Source organism: Mesorhizobium sp. B2-5-13 (assembly GCF_006440535.1).
Lineage (GTDB): Bacteria > Pseudomonadota > Alphaproteobacteria > Rhizobiales > Rhizobiaceae > Mesorhizobium > Mesorhizobium salmacidum.
On the sequence record NZ_VFUI01000001.1, the window covers coordinates 398,032 to 417,262 of the forward strand.

General features: G+C 61.7%; 23 protein-coding genes. 7 read left to right on the forward strand and 16 right to left on the reverse strand.

Annotated elements, in window-relative coordinates; translation table 11 throughout:
- The 9 genes from FJ434_RS01945 to FJ434_RS01985 form a co-directional block, all read right to left on the reverse strand.
- Positions 1-939, reverse strand: coding sequence for a GNAT family N-acetyltransferase (locus FJ434_RS01945; protein ID WP_140503526.1), 939 nt, complete (start codon positions 937-939; stop codon positions 1-3).
- 85 nt (positions 940-1,024) lie between these two features.
- Positions 1,025-3,001 carry a threonine--tRNA ligase gene (thrS, locus tag FJ434_RS01950; protein ID WP_140752399.1) on the reverse strand — a complete coding sequence of 659 codons (1,977 nt, stop codon included), beginning with the start codon at positions 2,999-3,001 and terminating at the stop codon, positions 1,025-1,027.
- Between the two features lie 149 nt (positions 3,002-3,150).
- Positions 3,151-3,966, reverse strand: coding sequence for a class D beta-lactamase (gene blaOXA, locus FJ434_RS01955; protein ID WP_140752397.1), 816 nt, complete (start codon positions 3,964-3,966; stop codon positions 3,151-3,153).
- Positions 3,967-4,104: 138 nt separating this feature from the next.
- Positions 4,105-4,479, reverse strand: a complete 375-nt coding sequence (yidD, locus tag FJ434_RS01960) for a membrane protein insertion efficiency factor YidD (protein WP_140752395.1) — start codon at positions 4,477-4,479, stop codon at positions 4,105-4,107.
- Between the two features lie 308 nt (positions 4,480-4,787).
- A complete protein-coding gene (locus FJ434_RS01965) occupies positions 4,788-5,486 on the reverse strand; it encodes an AIM24 family protein (RefSeq protein ID WP_140503516.1) in 699 nt (232 codons plus the stop codon).
- Between the two features lie 140 nt (positions 5,487-5,626).
- Complete coding sequence (locus FJ434_RS01970; RefSeq protein ID WP_140752393.1) at positions 5,627-6,121, reverse strand: GNAT family N-acetyltransferase; 495 nt, start codon at positions 6,119-6,121, stop codon at positions 5,627-5,629.
- A gap of 4 nt (positions 6,122-6,125) precedes the next feature.
- Positions 6,126-7,625: an Asp-tRNA(Asn)/Glu-tRNA(Gln) amidotransferase subunit GatB gene (gene gatB / locus FJ434_RS01975; protein ID WP_140503512.1), complete on the reverse strand. Its 1,500-nt coding sequence runs from the start codon at positions 7,623-7,625 to the stop codon at positions 6,126-6,128.
- Between the two features lie 350 nt (positions 7,626-7,975).
- On the reverse strand, positions 7,976-8,407 hold the full coding sequence (locus FJ434_RS01980) for a CBS domain-containing protein (RefSeq protein ID WP_027145030.1): 432 nt from the start codon (positions 8,405-8,407) through the stop codon (positions 7,976-7,978).
- Positions 8,408-8,493: 86 nt separating this feature from the next.
- Positions 8,494-9,249 carry a rhomboid family intramembrane serine protease gene (locus FJ434_RS01985; RefSeq protein ID WP_140503511.1) on the reverse strand — a complete coding sequence of 252 codons (756 nt, stop codon included), beginning with the start codon at positions 9,247-9,249 and terminating at the stop codon, positions 8,494-8,496.
- A 433-nt stretch (positions 9,250-9,682) separates the two neighbouring features.
- On the opposite strand from FJ434_RS01985, the gene FJ434_RS01990 reads away from it, so the two are divergent.
- From FJ434_RS01990 to FJ434_RS02005, 4 genes are all read left to right on the forward strand, one after another.
- Positions 9,683-10,318, forward strand: a complete 636-nt coding sequence (locus tag FJ434_RS01990) for a PAS domain-containing protein (RefSeq protein ID WP_027145032.1) — start codon at positions 9,683-9,685, stop codon at positions 10,316-10,318.
- A gap of 114 nt (positions 10,319-10,432) precedes the next feature.
- A complete protein-coding gene (locus FJ434_RS01995) occupies positions 10,433-11,050 on the forward strand; it encodes a PilZ domain-containing protein (RefSeq protein WP_015318053.1) in 618 nt (205 codons plus the stop codon).
- Positions 11,051-11,332: 282 nt separating this feature from the next.
- Positions 11,333-11,941: a transglutaminase-like cysteine peptidase gene (locus FJ434_RS02000; protein ID WP_140503508.1), complete on the forward strand. Its 609-nt coding sequence runs from the start codon at positions 11,333-11,335 to the stop codon at positions 11,939-11,941.
- A gap of 244 nt (positions 11,942-12,185) precedes the next feature.
- Positions 12,186-12,752: an ankyrin repeat domain-containing protein gene (locus tag FJ434_RS02005; protein ID WP_140752391.1), complete on the forward strand. Its 567-nt coding sequence runs from the start codon at positions 12,186-12,188 to the stop codon at positions 12,750-12,752.
- A gap of 38 nt (positions 12,753-12,790) precedes the next feature.
- Here the strand turns inward: FJ434_RS02005 and FJ434_RS02010 are convergent, their stop codons facing one another.
- The gene (locus tag FJ434_RS02010) at positions 12,791-13,318 is read right to left on the reverse strand and encodes a gamma carbonic anhydrase family protein (protein WP_140718202.1); all 528 of its coding nucleotides are present in this window, start codon (positions 13,316-13,318) and stop codon (positions 12,791-12,793) included.
- Between the two features lie 19 nt (positions 13,319-13,337).
- Positions 13,338-13,673 carry a hypothetical protein gene (locus tag FJ434_RS02015; RefSeq protein ID WP_140718200.1) on the reverse strand — a complete coding sequence of 112 codons (336 nt, stop codon included), beginning with the start codon at positions 13,671-13,673 and terminating at the stop codon, positions 13,338-13,340.
- A 115-nt stretch (positions 13,674-13,788) separates the two neighbouring features.
- Here FJ434_RS02015 and FJ434_RS02020 point away from each other — a divergent pair, with 115 nt between their 5' ends.
- Positions 13,789-14,520 carry a hypothetical protein gene (locus tag FJ434_RS02020; protein ID WP_140752389.1) on the forward strand — a complete coding sequence of 244 codons (732 nt, stop codon included), beginning with the start codon at positions 13,789-13,791 and terminating at the stop codon, positions 14,518-14,520.
- Between the two features lie 54 nt (positions 14,521-14,574).
- Here the strand turns inward: FJ434_RS02020 and FJ434_RS02025 are convergent, their stop codons facing one another.
- Positions 14,575-14,778: a DUF3126 family protein gene (locus FJ434_RS02025; protein WP_006200852.1), complete on the reverse strand. Its 204-nt coding sequence runs from the start codon at positions 14,776-14,778 to the stop codon at positions 14,575-14,577.
- Between the two features lie 146 nt (positions 14,779-14,924).
- Positions 14,925-15,773: a serine O-acetyltransferase gene (gene cysE, locus FJ434_RS02030; protein ID WP_140503499.1), complete on the reverse strand. Its 849-nt coding sequence runs from the start codon at positions 15,771-15,773 to the stop codon at positions 14,925-14,927.
- A gap of 133 nt (positions 15,774-15,906) precedes the next feature.
- Between cysE and FJ434_RS02035 the strand changes: the two genes are divergently transcribed.
- Entirely contained in the window at positions 15,907-16,503 is a 597-nt protein-coding gene (locus FJ434_RS02035; RefSeq protein ID WP_140752387.1) for a hypothetical protein, read from the forward strand.
- A gap of 46 nt (positions 16,504-16,549) precedes the next feature.
- Here FJ434_RS02035 and FJ434_RS02040 read toward each other — a convergent pair whose 3' ends face one another.
- From FJ434_RS02040 to FJ434_RS02050, 3 genes are read right to left on the reverse strand one after another with little or no spacing between them, the layout of a single operon-like run.
- Entirely contained in the window at positions 16,550-17,317 is a 768-nt protein-coding gene (locus FJ434_RS02040) for an alpha/beta hydrolase (protein ID WP_140752385.1), read from the reverse strand.
- An 18-nt stretch (positions 17,318-17,335) separates the two neighbouring features.
- The gene (locus tag FJ434_RS02045) at positions 17,336-17,899 is read right to left on the reverse strand and encodes a DUF192 domain-containing protein (protein ID WP_140503494.1); all 564 of its coding nucleotides are present in this window, start codon (positions 17,897-17,899) and stop codon (positions 17,336-17,338) included.
- A 23-nt stretch (positions 17,900-17,922) separates the two neighbouring features.
- Complete coding sequence (locus tag FJ434_RS02050) at positions 17,923-18,519, reverse strand: cold-shock protein (protein ID WP_140752383.1); 597 nt, start codon at positions 18,517-18,519, stop codon at positions 17,923-17,925.
- A gap of 216 nt (positions 18,520-18,735) precedes the next feature.
- On the opposite strand from FJ434_RS02050, the gene FJ434_RS02055 reads away from it, so the two are divergent.
- Complete coding sequence (locus tag FJ434_RS02055; RefSeq protein WP_140503492.1) at positions 18,736-19,176, forward strand: VOC family protein; 441 nt, start codon at positions 18,736-18,738, stop codon at positions 19,174-19,176.
- Positions 19,177-19,231 lie beyond the last annotated feature (55 nt).

A 19,231-nucleotide genomic window follows, 5' to 3' on the forward strand; every position in this document is an offset into this window, starting at 1 on the left:
TCAGGCAGCCAGCTTGGTCCGCGCCGGAAGGAACGGGATGCGGCGGCGCGGCAGGGCCGGAGCCAAGTCGAACACACCGCGATAAAGCCGGTCGAGCAACGCCTTGCGATCGCGCAACGGCTCCAGTTCGCTCCAGCTGAGTACATTGCCGACGCGCACCTCGATCGCCTTGCCGGACAGCCGCGCGAATTCACGGATGAGCAGCGAGGTACGCAAGGTCAGCGAGGCCTTGCCGACGAATTTAGCCACACGCCCGTCGCGCTCGGCCATGTTCATCGGACCACTGACCAGATGGAAAAGCCTGCCGTTCTGGCCGGAGAAATGCATGGGAACGACCGACGCCTTGGCTTCCTGGACGAGACGGGCCGGAAACATCTTCCATGGCAGATCGCGCGCGCGGCCAAAACCCTTGGGCGCGGTGGCGACGCCACCAGCCGGAAACACAACGATGGTGACGCCCTCCTTCAGCAGCCGCACCGCTTCATGGCGCACCGCCATGTTGTTCTTCACCGCGTCCTTGGTCTCAGAAAAGTCGATCGGCAGCGAATAAGGCTCCATCTCGCGAATCCTGAGCAGATCCTTGTGGATCATCACTCGAAAAGGTCGCCCGAGTTGCTCTGCCAGTGACAGCACCGCGATGCCGTCGCCGATGCCGAAGGGATGGTTGGCAACGATCACCAGCGGCGTGTCGGGCAATTGCGCTGGCGGCCATTGGTCGGGGCTTCGCACGCCCACATCGATGAGGTCCAGCATGCGGCTGAACACACGCTCACCGGTCGGCACAACCTGATGGCGCCAGAATTCATAGAGCGCGGCGAACCGGTCGCGGCCCGAAAGGCCTTCCACCGAATGAATGAACCAGCGCGCCAGAGCCGGCTGGTGCGGATTGGCGTAAGAAAGCTCGGGGAACGGTCGTTCGCGCGATTTCAGCTTGAGCATAAGGGCTCGTTACAACGTTGCCGTGACAGGGATATGAAAACGGCGGTGGAGCGATCCACCGCCATTCGATCGAGAACACTTCGAATCAAGCAGCGCGCTTGCGTCGGCGGTCAGGTGTGATCGCTTCTTCGGTCAGCCGTTCGATTGCTTCGGCAAGGCCAAGCGATTCCTGGTCTCGCGAACCGAGCCGGCGGATATTGACCGTCTGCTCCTCCGCCTCGCGTTTGCCGCAGACGAGGATGACCGGCACCTTGGCCAGGCTGTGCTCACGGACCTTGTAGTTGATCTTCTCGTTGCGCAGGTCGGCTTCCGCCAACAGCCCTGCGGCCTTCAGCATCGCGACGACCTCGGTCGCGTAACTGTCGGCGTCCGAAGTGATCGTCGCCACCACCACCTGCAGCGGCGCGAACCACAGCGGGAAATGGCCGGAATAGTTCTCGATCAGTATGCCGAGGAAACGCTCCATCGAACCGCAGATGGCGCGGTGCACCATGACAGGCTGCTTCTTCTCCGAATCCGAGCCGATGTAGAATGCGCCAAAACGTTCCGGCAGGTTGAAGTCGACCTGCGTCGTGCCGCATTGCCATTCGCGGCCGATCGCATCCTTCAGCACATACTCGAACTTCGGCCCGTAGAAGGCGCCCTCGCCCGGGTTGATCGAGGTCTTGATGCGGTTGCCGGAGCGCGTCCTGATCGTCTCCAGCACGCTGCCCATGATCGCCTCGGCATGATCCCAGGCCTCGTCGGTGCCGACACGCTTTTCCGGCCGCGTCGACAATTTGACGCTGATTTCGTCGAAACCGAAATCGGCATAGGTCGACAGGATCAGGTCGTTGATACGCAAGCACTCGGAAGCCAGCTGTTCCTCGGTACAGAAGATATGCGCATCGTCCTGCGTGAAGCCGCGCACGCGCATCAGCCCGTGCAGCGCGCCCGACGGTTCATAGCGATGCACATTGCCGAATTCCGCAAGCTTTACGGGCAGATCGCGATAGGATTTCAGTCCATGCTTGAAAATCTGCACGTGACCGGGGCAGTTCATCGGCTTCAGCGCGAAGACGCGGTCATCGTCGGTTTCATCGCCTGCGACCGTCACCTTGAACATGGCGTCCCGGTACCAGCCCCAGTGGCCCGATGTCTCCCACAGGCTCTTGTCGAGCACCTGGGGTGCATTGACCTCCTGATAGCCCTGTTCGTCGAGCCGGCGGCGCATGTAGTTGACCAGGTTCTGGAACATCTTCCAGCCCTTGGCGTGCCAGAAGACGACGCCCGGCCCCTCTTCCTGGAAATGGAACAGGTCCATTTCGCGGCCAAGCTTGCGGTGGTCGCGCTTCTCGGCCTCCTCCAGCATCATCTGGTAGGCTTCGAGCTGCGCCTGGTCGGCCCAGGCCGTGCCATAGATGCGCGTCAGCATCGGATTGTTCGAGTCGCCGCGCCAATAGGCGCCGGCCACCTTCATCAGCTTGAAGGCGTTGCCGATCTGCCCGGTCGAGGCCATATGCGGACCCCGGCAAAGATCGAACCAGTCGCCCTGCGCATAGATCTTGAGATCCTGATCCTCGGGAATAGCGTCGATCAGTTCGAGCTTATAGCGTTCGCCCTTGTCGGCGAAGACCTTTTTTGCCCTGTCGCGCGACCAGACCTCTTTGGTGAACGGCTTATTGCGCGCGATGATCTCGCGCATCTTCTTCTCGATCACCGGGAAATCGTCCGGGGTGAACGGCTCGTTGCGGGCAAAGTCGTAGTAGAATCCGTTCTCGATCACCGGCCCGATGGTCACCTGCGTTCCCGGCCATATCTCCTGAACGGCTTCCGCCAGCACGTGCGCGGTGTCATGACGGATGAGTTCCAGCGCACGCGGGTCTTCGCGGGTGATGATCTCTACCTTGCCGGATTTGCCCAGGGGATCACTGAGGTCGCGCACGGTGCCGTCGATGGCATAGGCCACGGCCTTCTTGGCCAGCGACTTCGAGATCGACTCGGCAAGCCCGGCACCGGTCATCGCTGCGTCGTAGTCGCGCACGGAGCCGTCGGGAAATGTCAGGGAAACGGAATTCAGCATATGTATCTCCTATCCAGTCCCGCAAACGAGCGCGGGTGGTAAAAATGCAGATATCAGCGGTTCGGGAGCTGCGACCTGCCAGAGTGCCGGAGGCGTCCGGCGGCGGCAGTCTTTTATGAGCAGATGCCGCCGCCGTAAAGCCCGGCTCACTAAATCAGCTGCGGCAGTTCCTTCAGGAACGCGGCCCGTGTCGCCAACCCCTTCGGCATGTCGGTCCGCTTCGTATCGACGACGAGCCGGGCGAACACGATCTGGCGGCCGTCTTTCCGCGCCCAGCCGACAAACCATCCGAGCGAGCGCTTGTCCTTACCGCCCTCGCCGAGCCGGGTGCTGCCGGTCTTGCCCTGAACGAACCAATCGCCGGCCTTAAAACTCGGGATGATGGCCCGTGTCATGTCATGCGCCTTGGCCGATACCGGCATCGTGCCGGCGAGCAGTTGCCGCAGGAAGGCAACCTGTTCAACCGGCGAGATCTCGAGCGAAGAGTTGACCCAGGAATGGGTGAGCCCGTCATTCTTGCCGGGATCGCCCGAAACGTCAGTGTTGCCGTAGTTGAACTTCGATACGTAGCCGGCAAATTTCTCAGATCCGAGCCGACGCGTAATCTCCCGAGAATACCAGATGATGGAATCGCGTTCCCATATCACCGGATCGACGGTCTTCCGATCCCGCTTCACCGCGTTGAATTCGGGTTTATAGTCCCAGCTTGGCGTGTGCTCGTCGCCCAGGATGCCGGCGTCGTAGCCGATCAGCGAAAGCGGCACCTTGAACGTCGAAGCCGGGCTGAAGCGCTGGTCACACACCCCTTCCTGGTAAAGCGTCTTGCCGGTTGCGGCATCAGCGATCAGCGTGCACTGCACATCCCTGAGCGGCGCTGACTGCGCGCGCATCGGAAATCCCAGCAGCCAGGCGAGCAGGAACAGGACTCCGGCAAAGATGAAAGGAAGACGGTCGACGTTGCGCATGGGATGCTCGCTCCAGGAGGGGTTCGCGAGCGGGCTTAGCGATGTCTCTTGTCTCGATTTTGTCTCAAATGCGCAGTTGTCGTGCAGGCTTGCGTTAACCCTACCGGATCGTAAACGGGCGCGGCGCGACCAGCGCCCTCATCTCTGGGCTTCGCCGCGCTTGCGGCCGATCCGCCAATATCGCCATGGCAAGAACCAGACATAGCGGGACGCCAGCACCTCCGGCACGAGGTCGATGCCGTGCGTGCCGAATGGGCCGCAGCGCAGCACGCGGAACAACCCCATCCAGCCGCCGGCCCACAGGCCATGGCGAGCGATCGCCTCATGCGCGTATTCCGAACAGGTCGGCAGATGCCGGCAGGAATTGCCGACAAAGCCGGACAGCGTCAGCTGGTAAAGCCGCACGAGCGACGTGCCGAGCAAGCGGCCGGGCGTCTTGCGCCACGGGCCGGGCCAGTTGCGGCCGCGCCTCGACGCTCCGGCTGTATGCGCATGCCCGTGCTGGTCGCCCACTGCGATCTCCGCGTTTCCAGGTGATAGATGTGAGCTTCCGCCGAAGAACGCAATCCCGCTCGCCCTGCCGTCACGGGTGGTAACGGCGAAATGGTTGCCGGTCGGCCGGAGGTGCCCACCAGCCAGAGGGAGATCGCGGCCGCCAGCGGCGTTTCCGACGGCACCATCAAGTCGCAATAAGCGACGATCTTCGACAAGACGGGAACGGGCGACCAGCGGGAGCTTGAACTGCTGATACGCGAGTTGTCGTCACCGCTGCGCTCGCGCTGACCCTGGCCTTCATCCATCCCGCTTGCGGTTCCCCGAGCCTACTCCTCGGTCGGCATATGCAGGTACATCGACTGGATGCCGACCCTGCCCGGGCCGGTGAAGCGGTTGACGATGAAGTTCATATTGGCACCGAAGAAGCCGCTCGACAGCCGATCGATCTTGGTTTCCATCCTGACCGAGGCATCCTTGAACAGCCAGCCGCCGGGTTCGATGTCTATGGTTTCGCCTGGAGCGAGCGTCTTTTCAAACACGTTGCCATAGCCGTGCAGCCAGACGATGCCGTCCCCGGTGTCGCCGCGAAACCGGTCGATAAAGAAGCCGCTTTGGCCGAACAGCATCGTCGCCAGGCCGCGTACGCGCTCGAACGTGTAGTCGACGTTGCCGGTGGCGGCCAGAAACTGGTGCTCGCGGACCTGGATCTCCTCGCCTCGCCGCAAGTGAATCGGCACGATGTGACCCGGCCCGTCACGGCTGAACGCGATGATGCCCGCTCCCGAGGCCTCGGTCACGAAGATCTGCATGCCGGCCATCATGCGCTTCAGCGCACCCTTCAGCGATTTCAGGCCGATGGTGATCGTGGAATTTTTCCACAGCAGGATGTGGTGCTCGAAATAGACGGGCATCCGCGTCACGTCGACGGAAAGCACAGGCACCAGTTCGCCCGCTATGTGATAGGTGACGCCACCAAAGGTTTCGTCCGACACCTCAGTCGGCATCAGTTCCGGCAGACTTGGCATGGCTCCCCCCAAAGCCGTCCTGCGCGCCGGTTTATTCCGGCTTCGCGCGGGTCGGCCTAAGCAGCTTTGGTGCCGGACGTCAGGGCCGTCAAACGAAAACAGACCCCGGGTCGTGCGCTCGCGCGAAGGTGATCAGGTGCTCAGGCGGCAAGTACCCGTTCATAGATCAGCGCCGGGATGGCCGAGCCGGCGGAGCCGCAATTCTCGGTGCGCCCGGCCTGGACGAAGCCATTGGCCTGATAGAAGGCAACGGCGCGGGTGTTCTTCTCTTCCACTTCGAGCCGAATCCGGTGGGCCTCCGGAAAGCTCTCGATGATTTCGTCGAGGAGCATGCCCCCAATGCCTCGGCCCTGCAGCGAGGGAAGCACATAGAGCTGCCTGAGCATGACCACACCGCCGTCGCCGACGGCTTCGGCAAACGCCATGCCGCCAATGCGCTTGCCGTCATCGGCAACGAGGAACTCGCTGCTCGGCTTAGCCAGCCTCGCCTTCAATGAGGCGATGGAGTGCCATTCATTGGTGATCTCGGCGACCCGCCCGGCACCGTAAATCGCGTCATAGGTGGCATGCCAGGCCTCGACCAGCAACGCCCGTACGGCTGCGAGGTCGCGGTCTCCGGCGGTGCGGACGAACATACCTTTACTCGATACCCAGCTTGGCCTTGACGAGATCGTTGACGGCCTGCGGATTGGCCTTGCCGCCGGTCGCCTTCATCACCTGGCCGACGAACCAGCCGGCCATCGTCGGCTTGGCCCGTGCCTGTTCGACCTTGTCGGGATTGGCCGCAATCACCTCGTCGACCGCCTTCTCGATGGCCCCGGTGTCGGTGACCTGCTTCATGCCGCGGGTCTCGACCAGTTGGCGCGGATCGCCGCCCTCGTTCCAGACGATCTCGAACAGGTCCTTGGCGATCTTGCCGGAGATGGTGCCTTCCTTGATCAGGTCGATCACCGCACCGAGCTGGTCGGGCGAAACCGGAGCGGATTCAATGTCCTTGCCGGCCTTGTTGAGAGCGCCCAGCAGATCGTTGATGACCCAGTTGGCGGCGAGCTTGCCGTCGCGCCCGGCCGCCACCTTCTCGAAATAATCGGCGATCGGCTTTTCCGACACCAGGATCGCTGCGTCGTAGGTCGAGAGGCCGAGCGAGGAGATCAGCCGCATTTTCTTGTCATCGGGCAGTTCCGGCAATTCCTTGGCCAGGGCATCGACATAGGCCTGGTCGAATTCCAGCGGCAGAAGATCGGGATCGGGGAAATAGCGATAGTCGTGCGCCTCTTCCTTGGAGCGCATCGAGCGCGTCTCACCCTTGACGGCATCGAACAGCCGCGTTTCCTGATCGATCTTGCCGCCGTCCTCGATGATAGCGATCTGCCGGCGCGCCTCGTAGTCGATGGCCTGGCCAATAAAGCGGATCGAATTCATGTTCTTGATTTCGCAGCGGGTGCCGAATTCGCCACCTGGCCGGCGCACCGAGACATTGACGTCGGCGCGCAGCGAGCCTTCGTCCATGTTGCCGTCGCAGGTGCCGAGATAGCGCATGATGGTCCGCAGCTTGGTTACATAGGCCTTTGCCTCGTCGCCGGAGCGCAGGTCGGGTTTCGATACGATCTCCATCAACGCCACGCCGGAGCGGTTGAGGTCGACATAGGACATGGTCGGATGCTGGTCGTGGATCGACTTGCCGGCATCCTGCTCCAAGTGCAGGCGCTCGATGCCGACCTCGATGTCCTCGAACTCGCCCTGGCGATCGGGACCGACCGAGACGATGACCGTGCCCTCGCCGACGATCGGCTGTTTGAACTGCGAGATCTGGTAGCCTTGCGGCAGGTCCGGATAAAAATAGTTCTTCCGGTCGAAAACCGACTTGTGGTTGATCGCCGCCTTCAGCCCCAGGCCGGTACGGATCGCCTGCTTGACGCATTCCTCGTTGATGACAGGCAGCATGCCGGGCATGGCCGCATCGACCAGGCTGACATTGGCATTGGGAGCAGCACCGAAGGCGGTCGAGGCACCGGAGAAGAGCTTTGCCTCCGATATCACCTGCGCATGCACTTCAAGCCCGATGATGATTTCCCAGTCGCCGGTGGCGCCTGGTATCAGGCGTTTGGCGTCGGGCATGCGGGTATCGATGATGCTCATGGTAGCCTGCGAATTACGGTGACTCTGACGGAAGTTTCATATTTGGGACGTGACTTTCACGTCTGACGTGAAAGCCATTCGCTAGTGCAAACCGCCAAAAGAGACAAGCGCAAAGCCACGGCCGGGAGTTTTCTGGACGTCTCGGAGAGCGGATGTCCACTTACGCTCGGTCCCGGCGAGGCCTGACCTCGTAGCGAGGCAGGGCAAAAAACCGAAAATTGAAATGCAAGAAAACGGTTTCGTTGTCGGACGCTACCGCGTCACAAGGCGCGGGCACGTCCGCTCCGAGCTCGACAACAGGTAGTCTTGGTGCCGCCGGCCGGCATTCGGCCGGCGGTTCCCGTCACCGCTCAGGCGGTGGCGATGTAGGCCCGGATTTCCGCGGCCTCGCGCTCGACGTCCTCGATGCGGCGCTTGACCACGTCGCCGATGGACACGATGCCGTCCAGCAAGCCGTCCTTTTCCACCGGCAGATGGCGGAAACGACCCCTGGTCATGATCTCCATCACCTCGTTGACGGTGTGGTTTTCATTGCAGATCTTCACCTTCGGCGTCATGGCCGAACGCACGGGGATATCGAGCGCGGCGCCGCCTTCCCTGGCAACCACGCGCACGATGTCGCGTTCCGACAGGATGCCGACGATCTTGCGATCGCCATTGGTGATGACCAGCGCCCCGATCCTGTGCTCGGAGAGGATTCGGATGGCTTCGCTCAGTTTTTCGTTCGGCCCGAGCGTCAATACGTCATGGCCTTTTTGCTCGAGAATGGCCTTAACCGTCATGGCGTCCTCCTCTATTTGCCAACCGGTTCCTGCCCTGACCGGCTTTCACATAAGAGTGAACATCGTGCGCCGTGATCGGTTGCATTTCAAGTCCGGTCGGAGGTCTCCCAGTCAGGTGCTTGCCATCCCCTGTCGAACCGGCGCAGGCCGAAAAAGCCCGCGAGAAAGCCGCCAATATGCGCCTCCCAGGCGATCTGGCCGTCGATGCCCGGCGCGAATCCGAGAAGGCCGGTGGCGAGATTGATGATCATCCACATGGCCAGGAAAATGACGACGCCGCGCGAACGCAGCACGATCGCGACCGGCAGAACCGGGCCGGCGAAACCAGCCTTGCCGGCCGAGCGGTCGGTGCGGAAACCAAAACGCGCCGCAGCCCCCATCATGCCCGATATGGCGCCCGATGCGCCGACCAGCGGCGCTTCTCCATACGGATGCATCGCCCAGAAGAGCGCCACCGAAGCCAGTCCGGTGACGGCAAAGAACAACGCGAACCGGAGCGCGCCGAGACGATTGGCCAGCGGTGAGCCAAATGCGGCGAGCCAGACCATGTTGATGGCGATATGGGCAAAGCCGCCATGCATGAAGGCGTAAGTGAAAGGTCGGGTGAAAAGGAACCAGTCGAAGCCGTATTGACCGGTATAGAGGACCGGAATGAAAGCCCCGTCATACAGCAGCGTCATCTGCTGGGCGTCGTTCAGCACATATTGCTGCAGCAGATAGACGATCGCGCAGATGCCGATCACCGCCATCACGATCGGCGGCAGGTTGAACACCGGCTCACGCGCCGGTGGCGGCATGGTCTCGGCCGTTTCGGGCTCGGACGGATATTGCGGTTCGCTCATCTGCAATCGCACTCGATGCTGGTTCGGCCTGGGCTGGTTCGGTCTGGCGTGGTTCGGTCTGGCCAGCATCTAGATCACCGCCGATGGAACCGCAAACAGCGAATCGTCCCGCTCCGAATCAGGGACGCGAATCAAAAAAGAAGCCGTCCAGGGTTTCCCCTGGACGGCCGGTCGAGCCCCCTGCTCCCCTAAAACTCTTGACTGAAGTGCTGCCGATCGTCGCGAAACGACCGCTTCTGGAGTGGCTTTTGTGTGCCACACGGCTTGCCAGGGCGCAACGTAAACCAATTGTTAACCTTAACGGCCCCGACCCGTGAACAAGTGTTAACGACGCTGGCACGCTTCCTGCTCCCCAACGCATGTAGGTCATCGGAGGGCGCCCTTCTGTTCACCGATGGGACATCAGACGACAGAATGCGCGGAGCTTTTTAGTATGAACCAAAACGGATCGATCACGCTGTTCCACTATTGGAACCGCCTGCGTGACGGACGCCCCGCTCCGAAGCGATCGGAAGTCGAGCCGGCCGATATCAAGTCGCTGCTGGCCGATACGTTCATCCTGGAAAGGGACACGCGCGGGCAGCCGGTATTTCGTCTGGCCGGCACCAGGCTCTGCGCCTGCTACGGCCGCGAACTCAAGGGGTTCTCTTTCCCCTCGCTATGGCGCGAGAAGGATCAGCGGCTGGTTTCGCGGCTGATCCACGGGGTCTTCGACCAGAAATCCGTCGTGCTGATCAATTTCGAGGGCTTCAGCCGCAACGGCCGCTCCAACAAGTTCGAATTGCTCGCCTTGCCGCTCGATGGTGGCATTGAAAATCCGCGCTGCCTCGGCGTGATCAGCGCCGTTGAGAAGCCGTTCTGGCTGGGCGCCGATCCGATCACGGACGCCTTGATTGATTCCATACGCGTCATCGACCCGGAGAAAGAGCTGCTGAACAATCGCCCGGCGATCGACGTTCCCTCGCTCGTTCCCGACGAAATCGGGGCGCCTGACACGATCTCGGCGCTTGGGCGGGCGCGCCGCATTCGCCATCTCGTCGTCTTCGACGGCGGGCGCGAAGATAGTTGATGATGACACAGTCCCGCGGGCTCGTTTTTCCCCTTTGTTAACCCGCTTTGTTGTACTTCTCTGACGAAGTCCCTTGCACCGACGCGCGGGATGCCAAACGGGGTGTAGGCAGTCATGAGGTCAGCGGCGGTCGACTACGCGCCGTCCCAAGCTGAAAGGCGTAACTTTCAGCGCGTCCGGGTCAAGATATACGGACGATTCATGCTGGAGGACCGCACCGAGCACCCGTGCCAGGTCGTCGACATGTCGCCCGGCAACGTCGCGCTTCGTACCGACCGCATCGGCATGCCCGGCGAGAAAGTCATCGCCTATATCGACCATATCGGCCGCATCGAAGGTGTTTTGACACGCACGCTGCCGGACGGCTTCGCGATGACGGTGATTGCGTCCGACCGCAAGAAGGACAAGCTCGCGGCGCAGTTGACATGGCTTGCCAACAAACACGAGCTCGACCTGCCGGAAGACCGCCGTCACGAGCGCGTCTCGCCACGCAATCCGACCAGCGTGCTGCAGCTCACCGACGGCCGTCAGTATCAGTGCCGGATCATCGATCTGTCACTGTCCGGCGCCGCGATCGAGATCGACGTCAAACCGGCGATCGGAGTCCAGGTCATGCTCGGCACGATGCGCGGCCAGATCGTCCGGCATTTCGAAGACGGCGTCGCCATCGAATTCGCCGTCATCCAGCGCCCCGAAACGCTCGATTCCGAATTCAACACGCCGCGCGCCTGATCAGGCCGCAAAGCACGCCCATCAAGCCGGCCCTCGCGGCCGGCTTTTTGATTCCGGGGTGCGGCGATCGATATCCTCGGATGGCAGGTTCCATAGTTTCAGAAATGGTCCGCGCGAGGCTGAATTCGCAGAAAACCAGCCCAGCAATCCAAACAAATCAATACTCAACTGATTCAAATTTTATGCGTATTCTACTGGCGTTTTACTTAAAACCTACTTCTCTTTTTTGCGTCGAATAAATCCACATGTGGCAATGTCTCCTTCGAACGGGGAGACTGAATAATGAAAAAAGCGAGGGGCAAGCTGTTGCTGATGGCAATGGCGATGCAGCTTTCCGCCTGGGGATCAGCATATGCCGCGGGACCGGCCTATATGCATACCGGCGGACGCACCACGCAGCCTGTTGGCCATTATGAATTCTGCCAACGCATTCCTGGCGAATGCAACGAGAAGACCCCCAAGGGAGAGCCGGTCGACCTGACCCGGAAGCTATGGGCGACGATCGTCAGCATCAACAATTCGGTCAACACCCGCGTCAAGCCGCGCACCGACATGGAAAACTACGGTGTCGAGGAATACTGGGCCTACCCGGACAATGGCTATGGCGATTGCGAGGACTATGCGCTGGAAAAGCGCCGCGAGCTGATGGATGTGGGCGTGCCGGCCGGCGACCTTTTGATGACGGTTGCGCGCCAGCCGAACGGCGACGGCCACGCAGTGCTGACCGTGCGCACCAGCCTCGGCGAGTTCATCCTCGACAATCTGGAAACCAAGGTGCTGTCCTGGACGGACACCGACTACACCTATCTCAAGCGTCAATCGACGGAAAATTCCGGCGTTTGGGTGACGATCAACGACGGCCGTTCCGACGCGGTCGCCAGCGTCCGCTGAGGACGCCAACAAGGTCAGGCGCGTTGCACGACGCGCTCAACGAGAAACCCGGTCGAGTCCCCACCCTCCCCGTCCCCAACGACCGGGTCAAAGGAGCCGGCCCCGTCCCCGGGCCGGCTCCACCATTTCTGGAGGAAGCCGCTAAAACTGACCCGATGACACGTGGTGCATCGCGCTGCCCCTGCCTTTCCACGCGCAACAGATCGATGCACAATCGGCCGTTTCGTTTCCTGGATCACTGCCGATGCTGGAAATCCCGGAAGATCGATGCGAGCGCCACAGGCTGTTCAAGGCAATCGACGATGCCTTCAAGGCTGGCGACTTCGGGGCCCTCGGCACCGCCTTGGGCGGCTCGGGGGGGTGGTTCGACGAGCACATGCCGTTCGAGCTCGGTCTTGGCCATCCGCTGGAATACGCGATCTACTGGAGCCCTCTCGCCTTCGTCGCAATGCTGATCGAGGCCGGGTCCAGCCCGAATTACGAGGATCATGCCGGATTTCCCTCCATTATCGCGGCGCTGTCCACCAAGCGCGCGGACAAGCTCGACATCATCGGCATCCTGATCGATCACGGCGCCGATCCGGACATGCGAGGCGTCAACGACTGGACGCCGCTCCACTACGCCGTCGCCACGCGCGACGCGGAGGCGATCCGCCTGCTTCTTGCCGGCGGCGCGGACCCTTCGTTAAGGACCCGTATCGACGACTGTACGACAGCCCTTGAAGAAGCAGAGATCGCAGGATTCGAGCTGGGCGTGTCGCTGCTGCGAGCAGCCATTGCCGAGCGCGTAGCGGGTAGCCGGGAACCATAAGCGCAACCGGTGGTCGAAGGCGTGCGTCGGCCGAGAGTTCAGACCTTCTTCAGCCCCGTCTTGAAGCGCCTGGCGTTGGCGACATAATGCGCGGCCGAGGCTCGCAGCCGCTCGACCGCCGCGTCGTCCAGCACCCTGATCGCCTTGGCCGGCGAACCGACGATCAGCGAATTGTCCGGAAACTCCTTGCCTTCGGTGACCAGGGCGCCGGCGCCGACGAGTGAATTCTTGCCGATCCTGGCGCCATTCAGCACGATGGCGCCCATGCCAATCAGGCTGTTGTCACCAATCGTGCAGCCATGAAGCATGGCGCGATGGCCAATCGTACAGCCCTGTCCGATGGTCAACGGAAAGCCGGGATCGGTGTGCATGACGGTATGTTCCTGCACATTGGTGTCGGCGCCGATGACGATGGGCTCGTTGTCGCCCCTGATAACGGCGCCGAACCAGAAGCCCGCATTGCGGCCGATCCTGATGTCGCCAATCAGCGTGGCATCGGGCGCGATCCAGTTCGAGTCCGCGTCGGCGAAGCTCGGCTCCGTTCCATCGATCGCATAAAGCGGCATTGTCGGTCTCCGAATCGTCTCAGGCTGGAAACCCTAGGAGACGGACCGCCCATGAAGCAATGGCGAGCACGACGATGCCCAGCGCCAGGGACCAGGCAATAGCGGTGCAACCGCATGACAAGAGGGCCACTGTCGAAATGCGGTTCTGGCGCCGCGCATCAAGGGCATCGTTGATCAGCATGAACGGCCCGGCGCCGGCAGTGGCAGCCAGCGAGCGCAGCACATGCGAGGGCGACACATAGGGCTCGGTGAAGGCGACCTTGCGACCCGATACCAGTTCCATTGTCGAACCGGTCAGCCCGCAAACCGTCAGCCCGACGACAAAAGCGAACAGCAAGAGCTCGATCTGGGCCATATTAACCCTCCATTTACCATGAAATCGCACAGTCGTTTCAGGACGGCAGCAAGAGCCGTGCCGTGCGATGTGTGCCGTCGAGGGACACCCGGATGGCGGAGGGACGAGGACCGAGATGAAGCAGGCAGCGATCGCCGACGGCCCAGAACTCACCGTGGTCGATTCCATGCTGATGAAGCGGGTGTTCTACGCGTTCGCCGCACTTGCCTTGCTGTCGATAGTCATCAGCCTTGGCGGCAAATGGTTCGGCCGTTCCATTGCCATGGCCGGCTACAGCGACGACGCGACCGTGCGCGAGGTGGTGATCGGCAACAACATCATCACCGTGCCAGCCAATTTCATCCGGTTCGAGCAGGCCCGGCGCGACGGCATCGCCTCGCGCCTCGACCTCTATTTGCGCTATCCCCAGATGGACGGCTACAGCGAGGCGTCGCGCGATGATTTCAATCACGCCGGCACCAACAGGAACATCATCTTCCTGTCCTTCGAGCAGCAGATGATGTCGCGCGACATGAGCGGCCGGTTCGGGCCGATCTACAGCGCGCTGATCGTCCAGCCCGGCATTCCAGGACCTGGCGGCACGACGGTCTACGGCTTCAATGAGAAATCAGGCTATCTGAACGAGGTGCTGGTCGTCGGCAAGCGTGGGGGCAAGGACCTCTTCGTGGCCCGCTGCCTCAGCGGGCCGAGCGCCGGCGAATCGCTGGCTCCTTGCGAGCGGGACATCCATGTCGGGGATGATCTCAGCCTTACCTATCGCTTCCCGAAGGAATTCCTTGGCGACTGGCAGACGCTCGATGCGGCGATCGCGGCCGAGGCGGGGCGAATCCTGAAGACCGGACATTGACCGGCTGAAAGCGGCCCGGCCGCGCTCGACGCGGCCTGCCGTGGCATTGCTGGCTCAGGCCAGGTCGATGTCCAGGATCGCCATCGAGAAATTATAGTCGCCATCGTCCTCGTCCTTGAAGACGATGCCGAGGAATTCGTCACCGACATAGACTTCGGCCGAATCTTCCTTGCGCGGCCGTGCCTTGACCTCAAGCTTGGGGTTCTGGAAGACGCGCTTGAAATAGGCGTCCAGCTTTCTGATTTCGTCCGGCTTCAACAGTCTTCTCCGATCATCGGCTTGCTCGTTTGAACGGCGCTTCTGGCACGTCGACAATGGCGATGTAAAGGCAAGCCGGCCTTATTGCACCGGAAGCGGCAGCACCACCGGGCAAATCGCAATCATGCGGGGCAACTGCCAGCAAATCAGATATCGAAACTGATCACGTGGTCCATCTTCTGCGACGGCAGAAGCTGGTCCATCTGGCGCGAAGGCTGGTCGCAACCGGTCTCGCCGACCACGCGGGCCGGCACGCCGGCAACCGTCTTGTTGTGCGGCACAGGCGACAGCACCACCGATCCGGCGGCAATCTTGGAGCAATGGCCGACCTCGATGTTGCCGAGAATCTTGGCGCCGGCGCCAATCAGCACGCCATGGCGGATCTTGGGATGGCGGTCGCCACCGGCCTTGCCGGTACCGCCCAGCGTCACGCCGTGCAGGATGGACACATCGTCCTCGATCACCGCGGTCTCGCCGACGACGAGGCCGGTGGCGTGATCGATGAAGATACCCTTGCCGATGCGCGCGGCCGGATTGATATCGGTCTGGAAGACCGCGGACGAACGGCTCTGCAGGTAGAGAGCGAAATCCTTGCGGCCGTGGTTCCACAGCCAATGCGCCAGCCGATGGGTCTGGATGGCGTGAAAGCCCTTGAAGTAGAGCACCGGCATGATGAACCGGTCGCAAGCCGGGTCGCGGTCATAATAGGCCTGGATGTCGACGCGCACCGTGGTCGGCCAGTCCTTATCGTCGGCGAGCATCGATTTGAAGGTCTGGCGGATGAGATCGGAGCCGATATCCTGATGGGCAAGCCGCTCCGCGATCCTGTGGACGACAGCCTCTTCCAGGCTCTCCTGGTTGAGGATCGTCGAATAGAGGAACGCGGCCAAAAGCGGGTCGCGGTTGACCGCTTCCATCGCTTCGTCGCGGATCGAACGCCAGATCGGATCGACCGGCTGCAACGCGCTGTGGCGGGAAATGCTGATGCTGTTCATCGACGTCTCGTCCTGCGTCCTGCTAGTCTGCTGTCATCGGGGCCGCACATATAAGCCAGATCATAGCACGATTGAACTCAATTTTCCTTAGTGCTGTGTCAAATGGATTTGGTTCGCGGGAATTCAAGCAGCCATGGAAAACGAACCCTTGATCGACGACGCCCTGAAAACCGAAATTTCGGCGCTCTACGCCGCCGGGGAACGCCACTATCACAACCTCGCGCATATCGAGGCAATGCTGGCGCTTGCTCGCGACTATCGGGGAGAGCTCGGCGACCCCGAAGCCGTCGAAGCGGCGATCTGGTTCCACGACGCCATCTACGACAGCAGGGCCAGGGACAATGAGGCGCAAAGTGCCGCCCTTGCCGAGAAAAAGCTCGCCGGCCGCATCGATGCCGGCCGCATGGGCCGCATCAGCGCTATGATCCTCGCCACCGCCACACACCAGCTGCCGCTGTTCGACGACGCGGCGGCGATACGCGACGCCAGCCTGTTTCTCGACATGGATCTTTCGATCCTGGGTGCCGCGCCTGAGGCGTTCGACGCCTATGAACGCGCGGTCCGCCGCGAATATGGCTGGGTGGAGGAGTCGATATGGCGTGCCGGCCGCGGTGCGGTGCTGAAGACCTTCCTTGCCCGACCGCATATTTTTCACACGCAGGAGTTCCGGCAGCGCTTCGAACCACAAGCCAGACAAAATATCGCACGGTCCCTGGAGGCCTTGACCTAGGTCAATTTCGCGCCCCGAGACCCTTGGTCCAAAAGAAATCGAAGCCTCAGAGCGGATTTTCGGCGTAGAACTCCAGCACCCGTTGCTTGAAGGTCTTGTCCCCGACAGCCAGCATATGGTCGCGGCCCTCGATGTGGAAGGCCCTGGCGTTGGGCATCAGCGCCGCAAGCTCGTCCGGCGATCCGCCAATGTCGTCGGTGGTACCGACCGCGACCAGCGTCGGCTGGGCTATGCGGGCGATATCCTCTTCACCAAGCAATTCCCGTGAGGTGACGATGCAGGCGGCAAGCGCCCGGCGGTCGCTTCGGGTCTGGTCGGCGAAGGCGCGAAAAGAGCGGCCGCGCGGATGGGTTGTCGCGGCCGGATCCTCGGCAAGGAGAGCGGCGGCGATCGGATCCCAATCGCCGACGCCGTCAATCATGCCGATGCCGAGGCCGCCAAAGACCAGCGTCGCCACCTTGTCCGGGTCGGACAGTGCCAGGAAGGCAGCAATTCGCGCGCCCATCGAATAGCCCATGACATGGGCCCGTTCGATGCCGAGGTGATCGAGCAAGGCAGCGGCATCCGAAGCCATTTTCGCGGGTGTATAATCGGCCTCGTCGTAACTCTTGGATGACGAGCCGTGGCCGCGATTGTCGAAGGCGATGGCGCGATAGCCGGCATCATTGAGCGTCTTGAACCAGCCGGGCGACACCCAGTTGACATAGTGGCTCGAGGCGAAGCCATGGATCATCAGCACCGGATCGCCCTCGCCCGATGCCGGTTGGCGGTCGAGGAAGGCTAGATCGAACCTGCCATGGGAAAAAAACTGCATCGGAAGGCGGTCCGGCGCTCAATCAGAATCGACGTTCGGAGAATCGCCCTTGTCCGCGGGCGGCATGCCAGGACCCGGTGCCGTGCCGATCGCCGGATGGCGCAGCAGGTCGCCATCCGCGATGCCGTCCCTGGCGGCAGTGCCAGCCTTGAGTTCGAGCACGAAGCGAACCGGCTCGCCCGGCGAAACAATTGCCTCCGACTGCGGCTCGCCTTGCTTGATCGCGCGGATCCTGCCGTCCTGACCGACAAAGATCAGATCGAGCGGCATCGGCGTATTCTTCATCCAGAAACTGACGTCGCGTGTCTCGTCGAAGACGAACAGCATGCCATGATTGGCGGCCATGTCCTCGCGAAACATCAGGCCGGCTTCCCGCTCGGCCTCTGTATCGGCGACTTCGATCGAGAAGGAGCGTTTGCCATTCTTGGTCACAACCACCAGCGGCGCGGGATCGACCGGAAGGATCATCGCCCGGCCATCGGCCGCGCTGGGTACCTGGAAATAGAAGAATGCGGCTGCAGCGACTATGACGGCGGCCACAGCGCATACCACGCCCGTCGTCAGCCCGTTCCTGTGTCTCATATGAAATCCTCGGCCGGATCGCCCTAGTGCGAGACCGGCAAGGTGCCCATATCGGGGTGAATTTCGGCAGCCATAAGGCCTTTGTCACCGCGGCCGAAACGGACAAGTACGACCTGGCCCGGCCGAAGCTCGGTGATGCCGTAGCGGCGCAAGGTCTCCATATGAACGAAAATGTCCTCGGTGCCCTCGCCGCGCGTCAGGAATCCAAACCCTTTGGTGCGGTTGAACCATTTGACCAGAGCGCGTTCGAGCCCGCTCTCCGGCGTCACCGAGACATGGGTGCGCTGTTCCTGCGTTTCCGCGGGATGGACGGCGGTGGTGACATCCATGGAAAGCACACGGAAGGCCTGCAGCCCGCGCTCGCCCTGCTTCACAAGACAGACCACGCGCGCGCCTTCCAAGGCTGTCTGGAAGCCGTCCCGTCGAAGACAAGTCACATGGAGGAGGATATCGCCCGAAACACCGTCATCCGGAAGGATGAAACCATAGCCCTTGGCCACATCGAACCACTTGATGGCGCCGGCAATTTCGGCAAGGTCGGCGGCGTCGCCGCCCTCGTCGCGTGTCAAGGCGTCGCCAAGGGTATTGGCCCGCCCCGTCAAAGAGGCCTTTTCCCCCATAAGAATGCCCCCTTTATTCAAGAACACCGCAACTGATTCTTGACACCAGATTAACACCGCGGCTTCCGGTATGTGCAAGACCTGACGTGCCTTTTTTCACGGTTCATTGCGGGAATACCGGATTTGTTCTTTGCCGGCGCTGCCTGACCCCGGCGATTGCCCTTTGACCGGGCCGACCCTATGTTGCGCCGCAACCCAACAGATCGAGGAAAACACATGCGCTATCTGCACACCATGGTCCGCATCGCCGATGTCGATGCCTCGCTCGATTTCTATTGCAACAAGCTCGGGCTGAAGGAAGTTCGCCGCTATGAAAACGAGCAGGGCCGCTTCACGCTGATCTTCCTGGCCGCTCCGGAAGACGAGCAGAGCGGCATCGCCGACAAGGCGCCGCTGGTCGAGCTGACCTACAATTGGGATCCGGAAGACTACAAGGGCGGGCGCAATTTCGGCCACCTCGCCTACGAGGTCGACGACATCTACGCCACCTGCCAGCGACTGATGGACAATGGCGTCACCATCAACCGGCCGCCGCGCGACGGCAACATGGCCTTTATCAGGTCGCCGGACGGCATCTCGATCGAGCTTCTGCAGAAGGGTCCGGCCAAGGCCAAGGCGGAACCGTGGGCGTCGATGGCGAATACCGGAAGCTGGTAATCGATCATCTTTTCAAGTGGCCGGCGGCCACTCCATGGTGTTTCGCCAGGTTGTG

Excerpts from the sequence above, each read along its gene's own strand:
- FJ434_RS01945 (WP_140503526.1), bottom strand. The coding sequence starts at position 939 with ATGCTCAAGCTGAAATCGCGCGAACGACCGTTCCCCGAGCTTTCTTAC.
- thrS (WP_140752399.1), bottom strand. The coding sequence starts at position 3,001 with ATGCTGAATTCCGTTTCCCTGACATTTCCCGACGGCTCCGTGCGCGAC.
- blaOXA (WP_140752397.1), bottom strand. The coding sequence starts at position 3,966 with ATGCGCAACGTCGACCGTCTTCCTTTCATCTTTGCCGGAGTCCTGTTC.
- FJ434_RS01965 (WP_140503516.1), bottom strand. The coding sequence starts at position 5,486 with ATGCCAAGTCTGCCGGAACTGATGCCGACTGAGGTGTCGGACGAAACC.
- FJ434_RS01970 (WP_140752393.1), bottom strand. The coding sequence starts at position 6,121 with ATGTTCGTCCGCACCGCCGGAGACCGCGACCTCGCAGCCGTACGGGCG.
- gatB (WP_140503512.1), bottom strand. The coding sequence starts at position 7,625 with ATGAGCATCATCGATACCCGCATGCCCGACGCCAAACGCCTGATACCA.
- FJ434_RS01980 (WP_027145030.1), bottom strand. The coding sequence starts at position 8,407 with ATGACGGTTAAGGCCATTCTCGAGCAAAAAGGCCATGACGTATTGACG.
- FJ434_RS01985 (WP_140503511.1), bottom strand. The coding sequence starts at position 9,249 with ATGAGCGAACCGCAATATCCGTCCGAGCCCGAAACGGCCGAGACCATG.
- FJ434_RS01990 (WP_027145032.1), top strand. The coding sequence starts at position 9,683 with ATGAACCAAAACGGATCGATCACGCTGTTCCACTATTGGAACCGCCTG.
- FJ434_RS01995 (WP_015318053.1), top strand. The coding sequence starts at position 10,433 with ATGAGGTCAGCGGCGGTCGACTACGCGCCGTCCCAAGCTGAAAGGCGT.
- FJ434_RS02000 (WP_140503508.1), top strand. The coding sequence starts at position 11,333 with ATGAAAAAAGCGAGGGGCAAGCTGTTGCTGATGGCAATGGCGATGCAG.
- FJ434_RS02005 (WP_140752391.1), top strand. The coding sequence starts at position 12,186 with ATGCTGGAAATCCCGGAAGATCGATGCGAGCGCCACAGGCTGTTCAAG.
- FJ434_RS02010 (WP_140718202.1), bottom strand. The coding sequence starts at position 13,318 with ATGCCGCTTTATGCGATCGATGGAACGGAGCCGAGCTTCGCCGACGCG.
- FJ434_RS02015 (WP_140718200.1), bottom strand. The coding sequence starts at position 13,673 with ATGGCCCAGATCGAGCTCTTGCTGTTCGCTTTTGTCGTCGGGCTGACG.
- FJ434_RS02020 (WP_140752389.1), top strand. The coding sequence starts at position 13,789 with ATGAAGCAGGCAGCGATCGCCGACGGCCCAGAACTCACCGTGGTCGAT.
- cysE (WP_140503499.1), bottom strand. The coding sequence starts at position 15,773 with ATGAACAGCATCAGCATTTCCCGCCACAGCGCGTTGCAGCCGGTCGAT.
- FJ434_RS02035 (WP_140752387.1), top strand. The coding sequence starts at position 15,907 with ATGGAAAACGAACCCTTGATCGACGACGCCCTGAAAACCGAAATTTCG.
- FJ434_RS02040 (WP_140752385.1), bottom strand. The coding sequence starts at position 17,317 with ATGCAGTTTTTTTCCCATGGCAGGTTCGATCTAGCCTTCCTCGACCGC.
- FJ434_RS02045 (WP_140503494.1), bottom strand. The coding sequence starts at position 17,899 with ATGAGACACAGGAACGGGCTGACGACGGGCGTGGTATGCGCTGTGGCC.
- FJ434_RS02050 (WP_140752383.1), bottom strand. The coding sequence starts at position 18,519 with ATGGGGGAAAAGGCCTCTTTGACGGGGCGGGCCAATACCCTTGGCGAC.
- FJ434_RS02055 (WP_140503492.1), top strand. The coding sequence starts at position 18,736 with ATGCGCTATCTGCACACCATGGTCCGCATCGCCGATGTCGATGCCTCG.